This is a genomic window from Duganella sp. Dugasp56, from assembly GCF_047304105.1.
In the GTDB taxonomy this organism is placed as follows: Bacteria; Pseudomonadota; Gammaproteobacteria; order Burkholderiales; family Burkholderiaceae_D; genus Rugamonas; species Rugamonas hordei.
Genome location: NZ_JBGLYQ010000026.1, coordinates 11,754 through 23,632 on the forward strand (window position 1 = coordinate 11,754; position 11,879 = coordinate 23,632).

At 61.8% G+C, this 11,879-nt stretch carries 16 protein-coding genes; 5 read left to right on the forward strand and 11 right to left on the reverse strand.

Features of this window, described 5'->3' with window-relative positions:
- Window positions 1-37: 37 nt before the first annotated feature.
- The 4 genes from ACCD07_RS18755 to ACCD07_RS18770 all read right to left on the reverse strand — a co-directional run bounded on the left by ACCD07_RS18755 (window position 38) and on the right by ACCD07_RS18770 (window position 4,024).
- The gene (locus ACCD07_RS18755; RefSeq protein ID WP_413448217.1) at window positions 38-1,687 is read right to left on the reverse strand and encodes a glycoside hydrolase family 43 protein; all 1,650 of its coding nucleotides are present in this window, start codon (window positions 1,685-1,687) and stop codon (window positions 38-40) included.
- Window positions 1,684-2,910: an MFS transporter gene (locus ACCD07_RS18760; protein WP_413448218.1), complete on the reverse strand. Its 1,227-nt coding sequence runs from the start codon at window positions 2,908-2,910 to the stop codon at window positions 1,684-1,686. The genes ACCD07_RS18755 and ACCD07_RS18760 overlap by 4 nt, the downstream gene beginning before the upstream one ends.
- A gap of 127 nt (window positions 2,911-3,037) precedes the next feature.
- Window positions 3,038-3,589, reverse strand: coding sequence for a transglycosylase SLT domain-containing protein (locus ACCD07_RS18765; protein ID WP_413448219.1), 552 nt, complete (start codon window positions 3,587-3,589; stop codon window positions 3,038-3,040).
- A gap of 180 nt (window positions 3,590-3,769) precedes the next feature.
- On the reverse strand, window positions 3,770-4,024 hold the full coding sequence (locus ACCD07_RS18770; RefSeq protein ID WP_176655624.1) for a hypothetical protein: 255 nt from the start codon (window positions 4,022-4,024) through the stop codon (window positions 3,770-3,772).
- A 95-nt stretch (window positions 4,025-4,119) separates the two neighbouring features.
- Here ACCD07_RS18770 and ACCD07_RS18775 point away from each other — a divergent pair, with 95 nt between their 5' ends.
- Window positions 4,120-4,401, forward strand: a complete 282-nt coding sequence (locus tag ACCD07_RS18775) for a hypothetical protein (protein ID WP_176655623.1) — start codon at window positions 4,120-4,122, stop codon at window positions 4,399-4,401.
- Window positions 4,402-4,423: 22 nt separating this feature from the next.
- On the opposite strand, the gene ACCD07_RS18780 is transcribed toward ACCD07_RS18775, so the two are convergent.
- Together ACCD07_RS18780 and ACCD07_RS18785 are read right to left on the reverse strand one after the other, a co-directional pair.
- The gene (locus ACCD07_RS18780) at window positions 4,424-4,723 is read right to left on the reverse strand and encodes a putative quinol monooxygenase (RefSeq protein ID WP_353400328.1); all 300 of its coding nucleotides are present in this window, start codon (window positions 4,721-4,723) and stop codon (window positions 4,424-4,426) included.
- Between the two features lie 41 nt (window positions 4,724-4,764).
- On the reverse strand, window positions 4,765-5,784 hold the full coding sequence (locus ACCD07_RS18785; RefSeq protein ID WP_413448220.1) for an NADP-dependent oxidoreductase: 1,020 nt from the start codon (window positions 5,782-5,784) through the stop codon (window positions 4,765-4,767).
- A 97-nt stretch (window positions 5,785-5,881) separates the two neighbouring features.
- Between ACCD07_RS18785 and ACCD07_RS18790 the strand changes: the two genes are divergently transcribed.
- The gene (locus ACCD07_RS18790; protein ID WP_176655620.1) at window positions 5,882-6,427 is read left to right on the forward strand and encodes a TetR/AcrR family transcriptional regulator; all 546 of its coding nucleotides are present in this window, start codon (window positions 5,882-5,884) and stop codon (window positions 6,425-6,427) included.
- Between the two features lie 8 nt (window positions 6,428-6,435).
- Here ACCD07_RS18790 and ACCD07_RS18795 read toward each other — a convergent pair whose 3' ends face one another.
- On the reverse strand, window positions 6,436-6,897 hold the full coding sequence (locus tag ACCD07_RS18795) for a MarR family transcriptional regulator (RefSeq protein ID WP_176655619.1): 462 nt from the start codon (window positions 6,895-6,897) through the stop codon (window positions 6,436-6,438).
- A 54-nt stretch (window positions 6,898-6,951) separates the two neighbouring features.
- Here ACCD07_RS18795 and ACCD07_RS18800 point away from each other — a divergent pair, with 54 nt between their 5' ends.
- Together ACCD07_RS18800 and udk are read left to right on the forward strand one after the other, a co-directional pair.
- Window positions 6,952-7,320: a VOC family protein gene (locus ACCD07_RS18800; protein ID WP_413448221.1), complete on the forward strand. Its 369-nt coding sequence runs from the start codon at window positions 6,952-6,954 to the stop codon at window positions 7,318-7,320.
- 83 nt (window positions 7,321-7,403) lie between these two features.
- Window positions 7,404-8,045, forward strand: a complete 642-nt coding sequence (udk, locus tag ACCD07_RS18805) for a uridine kinase (protein WP_176655617.1) — start codon at window positions 7,404-7,406, stop codon at window positions 8,043-8,045.
- A gap of 2 nt (window positions 8,046-8,047) precedes the next feature.
- Here udk and ACCD07_RS18810 read toward each other — a convergent pair whose 3' ends face one another.
- From ACCD07_RS18810 to ACCD07_RS18820, 3 genes are all read right to left on the reverse strand, one after another.
- Window positions 8,048-8,980, reverse strand: a complete 933-nt coding sequence (locus ACCD07_RS18810; RefSeq protein WP_413448222.1) for an NAD(P)/FAD-dependent oxidoreductase — start codon at window positions 8,978-8,980, stop codon at window positions 8,048-8,050.
- Between the two features lie 5 nt (window positions 8,981-8,985).
- Window positions 8,986-9,609 carry an NADPH-dependent F420 reductase gene (locus tag ACCD07_RS18815; protein ID WP_413448223.1) on the reverse strand — a complete coding sequence of 208 codons (624 nt, stop codon included), beginning with the start codon at window positions 9,607-9,609 and terminating at the stop codon, window positions 8,986-8,988.
- Between the two features lie 73 nt (window positions 9,610-9,682).
- A complete protein-coding gene (locus ACCD07_RS18820) occupies window positions 9,683-10,621 on the reverse strand; it encodes an SDR family oxidoreductase (protein WP_413448224.1) in 939 nt (312 codons plus the stop codon).
- 143 nt (window positions 10,622-10,764) lie between these two features.
- Here ACCD07_RS18820 and ACCD07_RS18825 point away from each other — a divergent pair, with 143 nt between their 5' ends.
- Complete coding sequence (locus ACCD07_RS18825; RefSeq protein ID WP_413448225.1) at window positions 10,765-11,214, forward strand: winged helix-turn-helix transcriptional regulator; 450 nt, start codon at window positions 10,765-10,767, stop codon at window positions 11,212-11,214.
- Window positions 11,215-11,226: 12 nt separating this feature from the next.
- Here ACCD07_RS18825 and ACCD07_RS18830 read toward each other — a convergent pair whose 3' ends face one another.
- Window positions 11,227-11,829: an NADPH-dependent F420 reductase gene (locus tag ACCD07_RS18830; RefSeq protein WP_413448226.1), complete on the reverse strand. Its 603-nt coding sequence runs from the start codon at window positions 11,827-11,829 to the stop codon at window positions 11,227-11,229.
- Window positions 11,830-11,879 lie beyond the last annotated feature (50 nt).

The following is an 11,879-nucleotide window of genomic DNA, read 5'->3' on the forward strand; positions in this document are numbered from 1 at the left end:
GCGGACGGCTGCGGCTCTTGTCGTTATCGGTGCGCCATCAAGTCTGTGCGGCCATCCGCATCGGATTGACGCAATACGGCCGCTCGCGGTACTCGAAATAGTCGAAGTCGGCATGCAAGGCGCTGCCCGCCATATCCTGGCACGCCATGCCGACAAAGGCGCCGGTAAAGTTGGGCTGGCCGGGCGCGTTGGCTTCGTCCGACAGAATGCTGGCGTCGAATTGCTGCGCCAGCCAGTGCCAGTCGCCGCCGTCCAGCCGATAGCCGAAGTACAGGCGTTCCTCGTCCACTTCCACGCGCAACTGCACCGGCAGGCCCGGCGGCAGCGCGATCGGCGCCGTGAAGGTGTCGGTCTGCACGTGATTGGGCAGGCTGCTCATCACGCGCAAGTGCTTGCCCACCACCTCGTCATGCGTGATGTACAGGTAGTGGAACTTGGCGCCGCCGTAATAGCAGATCAGCCCCGCCTGCTGCTGGTAATGCTCGGGTTCGAATTCAACCACGGTGGACGCGCTGTAGCAATGCGCCTGCTGGCGGCGCGCCACCAGCGCCTGGCGGAACTGGCTGCCCAGGCTTTCGCGACCATACAAGCGCAGATGGCCTGGCCGCTCGGTCAGGCTGAACAACTCTTCCGGCCATGGCGTGCGCAGCCACTGGAAGGCTATCGGCAATTGCGCCGCATCGAACTCCTCGCGCGCAGGCTCGGCCTCGAAGCGGTGCTCCGGCAAGGCCGGCGCCGCGGCCTGCAACTGCGCCGTCCCTTGTCCATCGGCGGTGCGCAGCCAGCCATCCTCGCCCCACACAACCGGCTGGATGGCGGTTTCGCGCCCCAGCGTGCACGTGCCGCGATTGCGCAGCGGCCTGCCGCACAGATACACCATGTAGGTCTGGCCGTCCTGGGTTTCCACCAGGTCGGCATGGCCGGCCCGCTGCAGTTCGGCATCGGGGCGATGGCGCGAACTGAGGATGGTCCGGTCGGGGTGCAGCTCGTACGGTCCATGCAGGTCGCGCGAGCGCGCCATCGTCACGCCGTGGTTCCAGCCGGTGCCGCCCTCGGCGGTGAGCAGGTAGTAGTAGCCGTTGCGCTTGTACAGGTGCGGCGCTTCGGTCAGGCCGTGCGCCGTGCCCTTGAAGATGTTTTCGCGACGGCCGATCAGCCGCCCTTCCCCCACCGAGTACTCCTGCGCCACGATGCCGGCGAAGCGGTTGCTGCCCGGACGATGGTCCCACAGCTGGTTCAGCAGATACTTGCGGCCGTCGTCGTCGTGGAACAGCGACGGATCGAAGCCGCTGCTGTTGAGATAAATCGGATCGGACCATAGCCCATCGATGGCCGGACTGGTGACCAGGTAATTATGGAAGTCGCGCAAGGAGGCGCTGCCGGTGGCGCCGCCGGTCGACGTGCGGCCATAGCGCTTGACGTCGGTGTAGATCAGCCAGAACAAGCCGTCCGCATAGCTCAAGCAAGGCGCCCACACGCCGCAGGAATCCGGCGCGCCCAGCATGTTGAGCTGGCTGGCGCGCGTGAGCGGACGGCTCAGCAGGCGCCAGTTGACCAGGTCGCGCGAATGGTGGATCTGCACGCCCGGATACCATTCAAAGGTGGACGTGGCGATGTAATAGTCGTCGCCCACCCGCACGATGGACGGGTCGGGATTGAAGCCGGGAAGGATGGGGTTTTGAATCATGATGATGTTTTCGAGAGAGGTTCACGCACCAGGCACCACAGCAGCAACGCGGCCAGCAGGTCGAGCACCGCCAGGCTGACAAAAAACGGCGTGTAGCCGACGCGCGCCATCAGCCCGCCGATCAGCAGCGAAAAAATCAGCAGACCCAGGTTGCCGAAGGTGCCGCACATGCCGGCCACGGTGGCCACCTCATTGCGCCGGAACAGGTCCGACGACATGGTGATGACGGTGACGGACAAGGTCTGGTGCGCAAAGCCGGCCAGGCTGAGCAAGGCGATCGCTGCGTAAGGGCTGTCCACGAAACCGACAAAGGCCACACCCATCATCATGCAGGCGCCAAGCGTGAACGCGCCGCGGCGGGCGTTGATCAGCCGCACGCCGCGCTTTTGCAGCGCCAGCACCACCAGCGGCCCGAACAGGCAGCCCATGTCGGCGGCCAGGAAAGGCAGCCAGGCGAACATGGCGATCTGCATCAGATCGAAATGGCGCACCGTGGTCAGGTAGAGCGGCACCCAGAACGCCAGCGTGCCCCAGGCCGGATCGGCCAGGAAGCGCGGCAAGGCGATGCCCCAGAAATTGCGCATCTTGAGGATGCTGAGTATCGACGGCCGTCCGCCGTTGCCTTGCAGATGCTGCTCCTGGCCGGCGGCGATGTGCTGCGCCTCTTCGGCGGACAGGCGGCGATGGCGGGCCGGAGCGTCGTACAGCAGCAGCCAGGCCGCCACCCAGACCAGGCCCAGCGCGCCGGTGATGACGAAGGCGGACTGCCAGTTGTAGTGCAGGATGGCCCACACCACCAGCGGCGGCGCCAGCATCGAGCCGAAGGACGCGCCGATATTGAAGATGCCGCCCGCCAGTCCGCGCTCCTTGGCCGGGAACCATTCGGACACCGCCTTCATGCCGGCCGGATTGGCCGATCCCTCGGCCAGCCCCAGCAGGCCGCGCAAGGCAGCCAAACCCTGCCAACTGGTGGCCATGCCGTGCGCCATGCAGATGACCGACCAGGCCGCCGCGAAAATGGCGAATCCGTATTTCAGGCCGATCACATCCAGCACGTAGCCGCACAGCGGCTGCAGCATGATCGTGCCCTGGAACGCGGCGGTGATGTACGAGTATTCCTGGGTGGTGATGTGCAGGTCAGTGAGCAGCGTGGGAGCGGACACCGCCAGCGTGCTGCGGGTCAGATAGTTGATGATCGCCCCCAGCATGATCAAACCTATCATCCACCAGCGTAGTCCTTTGATCTTGAGCGAGGGCATGTTTGCGCAACCACTTTATTATGGGATTGCAACGATAGCACAATATCCAATCGAAATGGTTGCGCAAACTTCGCGACAAGCAGGGGCCGAACTACGTGATATCCTTATCGTCAGGAACAATAACGTTATTTGCCTTAAAGCCGGGCGCCGATGCATAGGCTCCCCAAATCTTGTCCACGTATCCAGCTGTCGCGCCGCCGGCATTGCTGAGATTATTCGGATCCGGAACGCTACCGGAGTTGTACTGCCTGAGCGCCAGTTTCCAGGCGTCGTCGCTGGAATAGCCTTTTGCCGCCCATTCATCGTGATAGCCCTTCATCAGCGCCGCCCCTGCCAGGAGATTCAAGCGAGGGTCGTTCTTGATCTGGTCCCAGCTGGCGTTCTTCAGTTCAGGCGGCAACTTGTCGCGGTTGTTTTTCTGGAAGTCTTCCCATGTGGTCTGCTGTATCTGCATCAGGCCAAAGCTCTTCCCGCCATCACCCAGTGAATTGGGATTGCCGCTACTCTCGGCCATCATTTGTTGATAGAGCAGCTCTGGCGGGATGCCGGTTTTCTTGGATGCGTCCAGGATTTGCGGCCCCCATTGACCGTAACTTGAATCGCCAGACGGCGACTGCCCACCATTGACCGTAGATACCCTCATGACTTTCTCCCTCTAAATTCGTTAAGAAATGGTTGGAACTAGTGAGGGACAAGCCTACGCATGGTCGCACAACGGCCAATCCGCGCCCTCCTGATTAGGTGAGAAAGCAGCACTGAGCAGTTCCATTCGTTATGGGGTCGGCGATGGAGAGGGACGGTTCGAAGTCTCCATGCCGCTGATTTAATCGATGTTCAGCCAGCAATCACCGTCGCGGCGGCGCCCGGCGCCGACCAAGACTCGTTCGGCAATGCGGTCCGGCACCCGGCTCTGCGCGAAATATTCTGCGGCATCAGTCGCGCCAAGCATTTCCAGGAACACGAGCCCGACGTCGATACGCTGCGCCGTCAAGCGGTCGCGCCGTCGGCACCAGGTGTGATCGATATTTGCGGGTGGCTTTTCCATTTGGAAATGATAGCCATATGCAAGTTGGTCCATTTGATGCATATCAAACTTGTTTATCATCAACGATTTTGTGACTTGCAAATATGTACACTCAGAATCAATTCTTCCCGATAACGAAAGGACTGACAATGAATACCCGCATGGCTTTGACGTCAACGTACGATCCAAGTAATCTGCTCGATACGCTAAAAAATATCCTTCATTTGAAGAACGATGCTGCCTTGTCGCGTACGCTGGAAGTCGCGCCACCGGTGATCAGCAAGATTCGTCACCATCGCTTGCCCGTCAGCGCCTCGCTCCTCATTCGCATACATGAGGCCACCGAGTTAAGCGTCGCAGACTTGCAGGCCATCATGGGGGATCGTCGAACAAAGTTCCGCCTTTCACCGGCACAAGGCCGGCCGAAGTAAGCGGACGACGTGAGCAGGCCGTCTAATTGAAGAGAGTTCTCTCATTCGAAACATCGTACTGGAGAAGCTCGCTTTTGAACCTGTCCGCCCACTTCGTTAAAAACTTCACCGTTGCCGGTGTTTCAAGATGAGCCTTCAGCGATTCCTGATCTTGCCAGCGCTGGACGAGCAGCATGCGCCCGGCGCCGGCATCATCCAAGGTGACGCTGTAAAACAGGCATCCCTTTTCTGCTCTCGTGCTGACAGAAACGGCCTGAGTATCGGCGACGAACTCCTTCACATCGGATGGATTCAGGTGAAGGTGACCCATGAGAATAATCATTTTGCGTGTCCTGTTCTGCTTGATTAAATCGGCAAACCGCCTCATGCGACCGTAAGCACGAGCTTGCCTTGAATATGGCCGCTCGCGGCGCGTTCATGCGCCTTGCGGGCATCGGCAAGCGGATAAATGCTGTCGACCACGGCGCGAACCGTCCCGGCGTCAAGCAACCGCGCAAGCTCTGCGAGCTGCGGCCCGCTCGATCGCACCTGGGTCGCCGAGACCGTGACGCCGAGCTTTTCCGCTTCCTCGGCGCCGGAAAAGCCCAAGGGGAAGATCGGGAACAGCGCGCCGCCACGCTTGAGCGTGCGCAGGAAGCGGCCGGTGGTCGGGCCGCCAACCGCATCGATGACGAGATCGACGCCATGGACGACATCCTCGGGAGTAGCCTTTGTGTAGTCGATGAATTCATCCGCGCCGAGGTCGCGCAGGAGCGCCTCGTGTTTGCCTGACGCTACCGCGATCACGCGCGCGCCCTTCCACTTGGCCAGCTGCACCGCGAAGTGCCCCACTCCGCCAGCGGCGCCGTTGACCAGGACTGTCTTGCCCTCGAGTGGCACGGGCACATGTATGTGCGGCTGAAGCGGGTTCGGCTCGTTGTGCCCGAGTTCTATCATGAACTGCCACGCGGTAAGCAGCGACATCGGCGCCGCGGCTGCATGCACGTGATCAATGCCGGCCGGCTTGAGCGCAACTTCCGATGCCGGCACGCTGACGTACTCAGCGTAAGCCTTGCTGTCCCCGGCAAGGCCGTTCGGAAAGCGCACCATTGAATACACTTCATCTCCGACGGTGAAGTCCTTCACGTCATCGGCCACCGCTTCGACCACACCCGACACGTCCGTCCCCAGAATAACCGGAAAGGACACTTGCGGCCGCCACTCGGGAGGCAGCATTTCATAGCCGTCGCGCAGGTACCAGTCGGGTGGATTGATGCCGACCGCGTGAACGCGGATCAGCACTTCGCCCGGCTTCACTTCAGGACGCGGCGCGTCCTCATAACGCAGAACTTCAGGACCACCGAATTCGTGCTGCCGAATCGCTTTCATCGTGTTGATGGACATCGCTTTCTCCTTGGCTACAAATGAGCTATCATTACCGGAGCAGCGCTCCGAATATAATAGAATATACGGAGCAGTGCTCCACTTGTCAAGGAAGTCTATGCGGGCCGATGCAAAAAAAAATTATGACCACATACTCGCCGTTGCGCGCGCGGTGGTAACCGTTGACGGAGCCGACGCTTCGCTACGCGACATTGCGCGCAAGGCGGATGTCGGGCTAGGCACGCTATATCGTCATTTCCCGACGAGAGAGGCGCTGCTCGAAACCTTGCTGCGCGCCAGCTTTGACGAGCTGACGGCTCAGGCACGCGAAGTGGAAACTGCGGGAGGAATCGATGTTGCGCTCGTGGCCTGGCTGCGCGACGTTGTCGCCTGCGCACGCAACTACAAGGGCGTTATCTCGGCAATGATGGCGGCCATGGAGGATGAAAACTCCGCCCTGCACGCTTCGTGCGTCACGATGCGTGCAGCCGGCACACGGCTTCTTGTGCGCGCCCAGGCCGAGGGGCTGGCGCGCACCGATATGGATGGAGAGGATTTGTTCTCGTTGGCTGCGGCGCTGGCGTGGCTGGGCGATCAGCCTTCGTCCGCGCCACGCGCGGAGCGTCTCTTCAATATCATCGCAAGCTCGATCTTGACGGAATAAGCACTCCGCTAGCCGCCAGACGGTTCGTCGCCCAGCGCGGCGGCACAGCGCTTGAGTAGTTGGCAAAGAAGCTGAGCCTCTTCAGTTGAAAGCGTAGATAGCATCTGGCGTTCCACCACGTCGGCTGCTTTCGCTCCCTCGGCGACGGCCTTTTGGCCTGCCTTCGTCAACTCGGTCATGATGACCCGGCCATGCTCCGGATGCGGGCTCCGCGTAATCAGGCCGCCGCGTTCGAGATTGACGAGGATTCCCTGCATGGTCTGCGGCGTCACGAACGCTGCGCGCGCCAACTCGGCATTCGAGATGCGCGGATTGCCGGCGACTGCAAGCAGGACTGCGTTCTGAGGTGCCGTGATGCCGAGCCGCGCGAGTTCGGCATCCAGTCGTTGCCTCAGCCGGTGTTGCGTGATCTTCAGGTTGTAGCCGATCCAGTCGGCTCCGCTCCGAGGCACTGTTTTCGACGTTGACATATCAGGGACCTTACATTAATATCAGGACCCTTATATTACTCAATAGGAGCTAGCATGACAACCCCAATCGGCCCAGACTTCATCGCCTTGCAAGTGCGCGACCTCTCCGCGTCCCGCAAGTTCTACATCGAGATTTTCGGTTTCGAAGCCTCGTCGCACTGCCCTCCCGGAGCGGTCATTTTCAAGACGGAGCCTATCCCGTTCGCGCTGCGAGAGCCTCTGCGCCCACTGCCCGAAGCGGGGCCACTCGGTGTGGGCATGGCACTCTGGCTCGCGTGCACCGATGCCGATGCGCTGCACGACCTGATTGTCGAGCGGGGCTGCGTGATCCTCAGCCCGCTCGCCGACGGTCCTTTTGGTCGCTTCTTCGTCGCTGGCGATCCCGATGGCTACGCGATCACCTTTCATACGGCGCGGAGCTGACCACACGCTTTACAAACGTCGGCTTTGCGGTGCGGATTCAGCCGGCCCCTGTCGGTTCGGTCGCGGTTCCGGTATCATTCGGCATGAACAAGATTTCTTTCAATCCATTTGTCATTGGTGTCGCTGGCGGAAGCGGCAGTGGCAAGTCAACGGTGTCCCAGCAAGTGCTGGCCTCGTTTGGCGCTGACATGGTCTCGGTCGTGATGCAGGACGATTACTACTGCGACCAAACCCACCTCACCCCGGAAGTCCGCCGCCAGCAGAATTACGACCATCCGCAGGCTTTCGACTGGCCACTGCTGGTGCAGCACGTTCAGGCCTTGCGCAACGGCGAAGCGATCGAGATGCCGGAGTACGACTTCACGATCGACAACCGCTCCAACCGGACCATTCCAGTCAAGCCAGCCCCGGTCATCGTGATCGAAGGCCTGTTTGCCTTGTATGACGCGGACTTGCGCGACATGATGTCGCTGAAGATCTTTGTCGACACCGCCTCCGACATCCGCTTCATCCGCCGCATGCAAAGGGATATTACCGAGCGCGGCCGCTCAGTGGAAAGCGTCGTCGGCCAGTATCTGGAAACCGTGCGCCCGATGCACAAGCAATTCATCGAGCCGACCAAGCGCTACGCCGATGTCATCATTCCGCATGGCGCCAATGGCCCGGCAGTCGATATGATCACCACCAAGGTGGCGAGCGTTATCGGCCAGTTGAAGCGACCCTGATTTTATCGGCGCGAGCCGGATCCGGCGAAGAGGTCATTGCGTAGCGCGGTAGCGGCCGTCGCGGCCTGTCCGGTCGCGCGGCTGATCTGGTTCAGGCCGGCCACGACGTCGCCAACAGCGTACAGGCCCGGGACGTCTGTCCGCTGGTGTTCGTCGACGACGAGGTAGCCGTTCCCATTTACCCTGGCCCCCAAGCCCTGCGCGATGCCGGAGGCGACTTTCGCGCCCAACGCCGGATAAACCGCGTCGAAGGCCAACTCCCCGCCATCAGTGGCAAGAACCAGCTGGCCGTCGAGCATGCGCGCACTGGTCACCGCCCTGTCGACCACCACGATGCCCGACTGCGACAGATCGCCCCGCTGCGCGGCGTCGAGGTCGGTCGCGCCGTCCCACGCCAGGAGCGTCACGTCGTCTGCATAGCTGCGGACGAACTTCGCCTCGCGGGCACCGTGGGCGCCACGGCCGATCACCGCGACCCGCCGGCCGGTTACCTCCAGGCCGTCGCAGATTGGGCAGTAGCGGATCAGCCCGGCCGCGAGCGCGGCGTCGTGAAGGTTTTCGTCGATGGGTGGGCGCACGTCGCGTATGCCCGTGGCTATGATCACCGCCGAAGCCTCGATCATCAGGCCGTTCCCCGCACGGCATTGGAACACGTCGCCGGATCGCTCCACCGTCGCCACTTCCGCAGTGGCGATCCGGGCGCCGTAACGGACCGCCTGCGTCTTGATGCGCTCGACGAGGTCGCGGCCGCTGATGCCGTCGGGGAAGCCCGGGTAGTTCCTCGTCAGCGGGATCGATGCGGCCCGTCCCGCGCCCCGGTCAATGACCTGGACGCTCAGCCGGAAGCGCGCCAGGTAGAGCGCGGCCGTCAGTCCAGCGGGACCGCCGCCGATGACGAGGCAGTCGACCCGCTGGACGTTCTCTTGTGTGCTCATCGAAGTCAGCCGATATCGACGCGCATGGCGATGTTGAAGGTGCCCGCGCCGTTTTTCGCCAGACTGATCATCAGCAGCCCGAGCGATTCGAGCGTCTGCGCCATCTGCAGGCTGCCGACATCCAGCGGACGCAGCCCCAGACTGTCGAGGAAGCCCGAGACGCGGGCCTTGGCCTCGGCATCGTCACCTGCGAAGAACGCATCGAGACGCCCGCCCCGCGCGAGGACGTGGCCGAACAGGGTGTTGAATGCCTTCACGACATGCGCGCCGGCGGGGAGGCCTTTGGCCGTCTCCTGCGCACCGGAACTGCCGTTGCGGGTCGCCAGGCCGGAGAGATCGGGCGCGAACGGATTGGTGATGTCGATGATCACCTTGCCGACTAGCGTCGCCCCGAAATCGGCCACCACCGACGCCGCACTGCCGTATGGCACGGCGAGGATGACGATGTCGCCCTTTGGTGCTGCGCCGTACGTCCCGATGGTCGCGCCAGCGCCAAGCTTGTCGACAAACGCCTGCGCCTTGGACTGGTCGCGGACCATCACCTCGACTGTATGCCCGGCTTTGATGGTACGACCCGCGATTGCCGTGGCCATGCCACCCCCACCGATGATGCTGATTGTAGTGCTCATATTGTTACCTCTTAAAGTTAGCGGATTGCTCGTCATTTCTTACCGGGGCGTCGCCCCGGCAAGACAGCGCGGGTCAGGCGACAGGGAAATAGTGGCCGTTGTCCATGTCGGCGAACAGGTCAGGCTGAGTGGGTTCCCAGCCCAGGGCCTGCCTGGTGATGAGGTTGGACGCCGGTAGATCGAGCGTGACCAGGCTTGCCAGGAAGCCAAAGTACCCCGGCAACATCAGCACGTCCGCAGGTATGCTTACGGCCGGCACGCCCAGGCGACTGCCAATGGCCTCGGCGATGGCGCGGAACGGGATGCCCTCACTCTCGACGCCGTGCCAATATTTGCCAGCCTCGCCCTTCTCCAGCGCCAGGCGGAATAAGACGGCGAGGTCACGGGCGTGCACGGCCGGCCACAGGTTCGCGCCTTCCCCCGGGTAACCGATGACGCCCTTTTCCTTCGCCAGCCCGATCAACAATGGAAGAAAGGCGACGTCGGTCGTGCTGTGGGCGATAGTAGGAATCCGCACGATCGACGACCGCACGCCCCGCTCCGCGAGGCCGATGACGGCGAGCTCCACGGCATTACGAACCCGCAAGGTTCCCTTGTACGCATCGCCGCCGGGAAGCGACGGGTCTTCCTCGGTGGCTGGTCGGCCCAGCTTTTCCCACCCGGGCGCGCCTATGCTCCCCGACACGACCAGCGGCTTGCCGCTTCCAGCCAGCGCTTCGCCGTACGCGAGCATGATCTGAAGTTCCGCAGCGGCCACGGCGTCTATCCCGCCGGAGGGAAGCAGGTCTTGCCTGTGCGCGACATGAATGACACCGTCGGAGTCGGCCGCCGCCGCCTTGAGTCCCTCGAGGTCGGAAATATCCCCGCGCCGCACCTTGGCGCCAAGTGCGGCCACCGCATCCGCGGCCTTGTCCGAGCGGGCAAGACCGGTAACTTCGTGTCCGGCCGCGACCAGCTCGGGAATGATGTACGAACCGATATGGCCGGTTCCTCCAGTAACGAAAACGCGCATAGTGCTGTTCCTTGTGAGTGATGGGATAGCAGAAGGTGGTGACCGCCCTCAACATGCAAACCATGCTAGTCATTTCACTTGTAAAAAGCAAGTGAAATTCCTAAATTTTACTTGCGCCGAGCAAGTGATGTTAAAATCGGCCCATGAAAACGACGAGTAAAGATGACCTTCGGTCCCATTGCGCGGTGAACTACGGGGTCGAGATGTTCGGCGACCGGTGGTCGCTGTTGATCATTCGCGACATCGTTTTTGCCGGCAAGAAGACGTATGGCGAGTTCCTGAAATCGGAGGAGAAAATCGCGACCAACGTCCTGGCTTCCCGCCTGTCCTTTCTTGAAGGGCAAGGGATTCTGTTGAAGGCGCCCAGCCCCGACGGACGCAAGGACTTCTACACGCTGACCGAGAAGGGCCTGGACCTCATTCCCATCGTGCTCAACATCGTCCTCTGGAGCGCGCAGCACGATGCGAAGTCGTACGTGCGGCCCCTCAAGGACTTCGTTGCGCGTATCAGTCAAAACCCCATGCAGGTGAGCGAAGAGGTGAAGGCACTGGTCCGCAACGGCGGATGTCTATTCCCTAACGGCAAAGAATGATCAGGACCGCAATCAGTCGACCTTGACCAGGTCCTTGAAGATCAGTTGACCCCAGCTATTTCCGCGCGCCTGCACAAGCAGTCCACCTTCCACAAGGCCGCCCAGTTTGATCGGCGCGAAACCAAGTTTTTCCGCAAGCGCAGCAACCTCCGCCGCCGCGCCGTCATCGTCGCTCGCCAGGAACACGACTCGCCTGCCACCATTTACGGACGGATCTTGCTCAAGGACGGCAGCAACCAAATGGTTGAAGCCCTTCACCAGTCTTCCACCAGTGAAGGCCTGCGCGACGACCTTGGCGGAAGAAGGCTGTCCTCCCAGTTCCTCACGCGGCACGCCATAGGCATTGGTCACATCGATGATGGTCTTTCCGGCCCAGGTGGGCAGCGCCTTCGCGACCTCCCTGTGCGACTCGAAACGGACAGCCAAAAAGACGATGTCCGCCTTGACGGCTTCCGCCAGTGTTTTGGGAATGATCCCGGGGCCGATCGCGGCCGCAGCGGAAGCGAAGCTTGCCGGGTCGCGCGTGGTTGCAACGGATACTTCGATGCCGCTTCGGGCAAACGCCTTGGCCAGTGCCTGGCCGAGCTTGCCGAAGCCGATAATTGCGTAGCTCATATATTTTCCTTGGGTTTAGCACGCCCTGCCGGCTCCGACTATCGAATGGA

Excerpts from the sequence above, each read along its gene's own strand:
- ACCD07_RS18755 (WP_413448217.1), bottom strand. The coding sequence starts at position 1,687 with ATGATTCAAAACCCCATCCTTCCCGGCTTCAATCCCGACCCGTCCATC.
- ACCD07_RS18760 (WP_413448218.1), bottom strand. The coding sequence starts at position 2,910 with ATGATAGGTTTGATCATGCTGGGGGCGATCATCAACTATCTGACCCGC.
- ACCD07_RS18765 (WP_413448219.1), bottom strand. The coding sequence starts at position 3,589 with ATGAGGGTATCTACGGTCAATGGTGGGCAGTCGCCGTCTGGCGATTCA.
- ACCD07_RS18770 (WP_176655624.1), bottom strand. The coding sequence starts at position 4,024 with ATGGACCAACTTGCATATGGCTATCATTTCCAAATGGAAAAGCCACCC.
- ACCD07_RS18775 (WP_176655623.1), top strand. The coding sequence starts at position 4,120 with ATGAATACCCGCATGGCTTTGACGTCAACGTACGATCCAAGTAATCTG.
- ACCD07_RS18780 (WP_353400328.1), bottom strand. The coding sequence starts at position 4,723 with ATGATTATTCTCATGGGTCACCTTCACCTGAATCCATCCGATGTGAAG.
- ACCD07_RS18785 (WP_413448220.1), bottom strand. The coding sequence starts at position 5,784 with ATGTCCATCAACACGATGAAAGCGATTCGGCAGCACGAATTCGGTGGT.
- ACCD07_RS18790 (WP_176655620.1), top strand. The coding sequence starts at position 5,882 with ATGCGGGCCGATGCAAAAAAAAATTATGACCACATACTCGCCGTTGCG.
- ACCD07_RS18795 (WP_176655619.1), bottom strand. The coding sequence starts at position 6,897 with ATGTCAACGTCGAAAACAGTGCCTCGGAGCGGAGCCGACTGGATCGGC.
- ACCD07_RS18800 (WP_413448221.1), top strand. The coding sequence starts at position 6,952 with ATGACAACCCCAATCGGCCCAGACTTCATCGCCTTGCAAGTGCGCGAC.
- udk (WP_176655617.1), top strand. The coding sequence starts at position 7,404 with ATGAACAAGATTTCTTTCAATCCATTTGTCATTGGTGTCGCTGGCGGA.
- ACCD07_RS18810 (WP_413448222.1), bottom strand. The coding sequence starts at position 8,980 with ATGAGCACACAAGAGAACGTCCAGCGGGTCGACTGCCTCGTCATCGGC.
- ACCD07_RS18815 (WP_413448223.1), bottom strand. The coding sequence starts at position 9,609 with ATGAGCACTACAATCAGCATCATCGGTGGGGGTGGCATGGCCACGGCA.
- ACCD07_RS18820 (WP_413448224.1), bottom strand. The coding sequence starts at position 10,621 with ATGCGCGTTTTCGTTACTGGAGGAACCGGCCATATCGGTTCGTACATC.
- ACCD07_RS18825 (WP_413448225.1), top strand. The coding sequence starts at position 10,765 with ATGAAAACGACGAGTAAAGATGACCTTCGGTCCCATTGCGCGGTGAAC.
- ACCD07_RS18830 (WP_413448226.1), bottom strand. The coding sequence starts at position 11,829 with ATGAGCTACGCAATTATCGGCTTCGGCAAGCTCGGCCAGGCACTGGCC.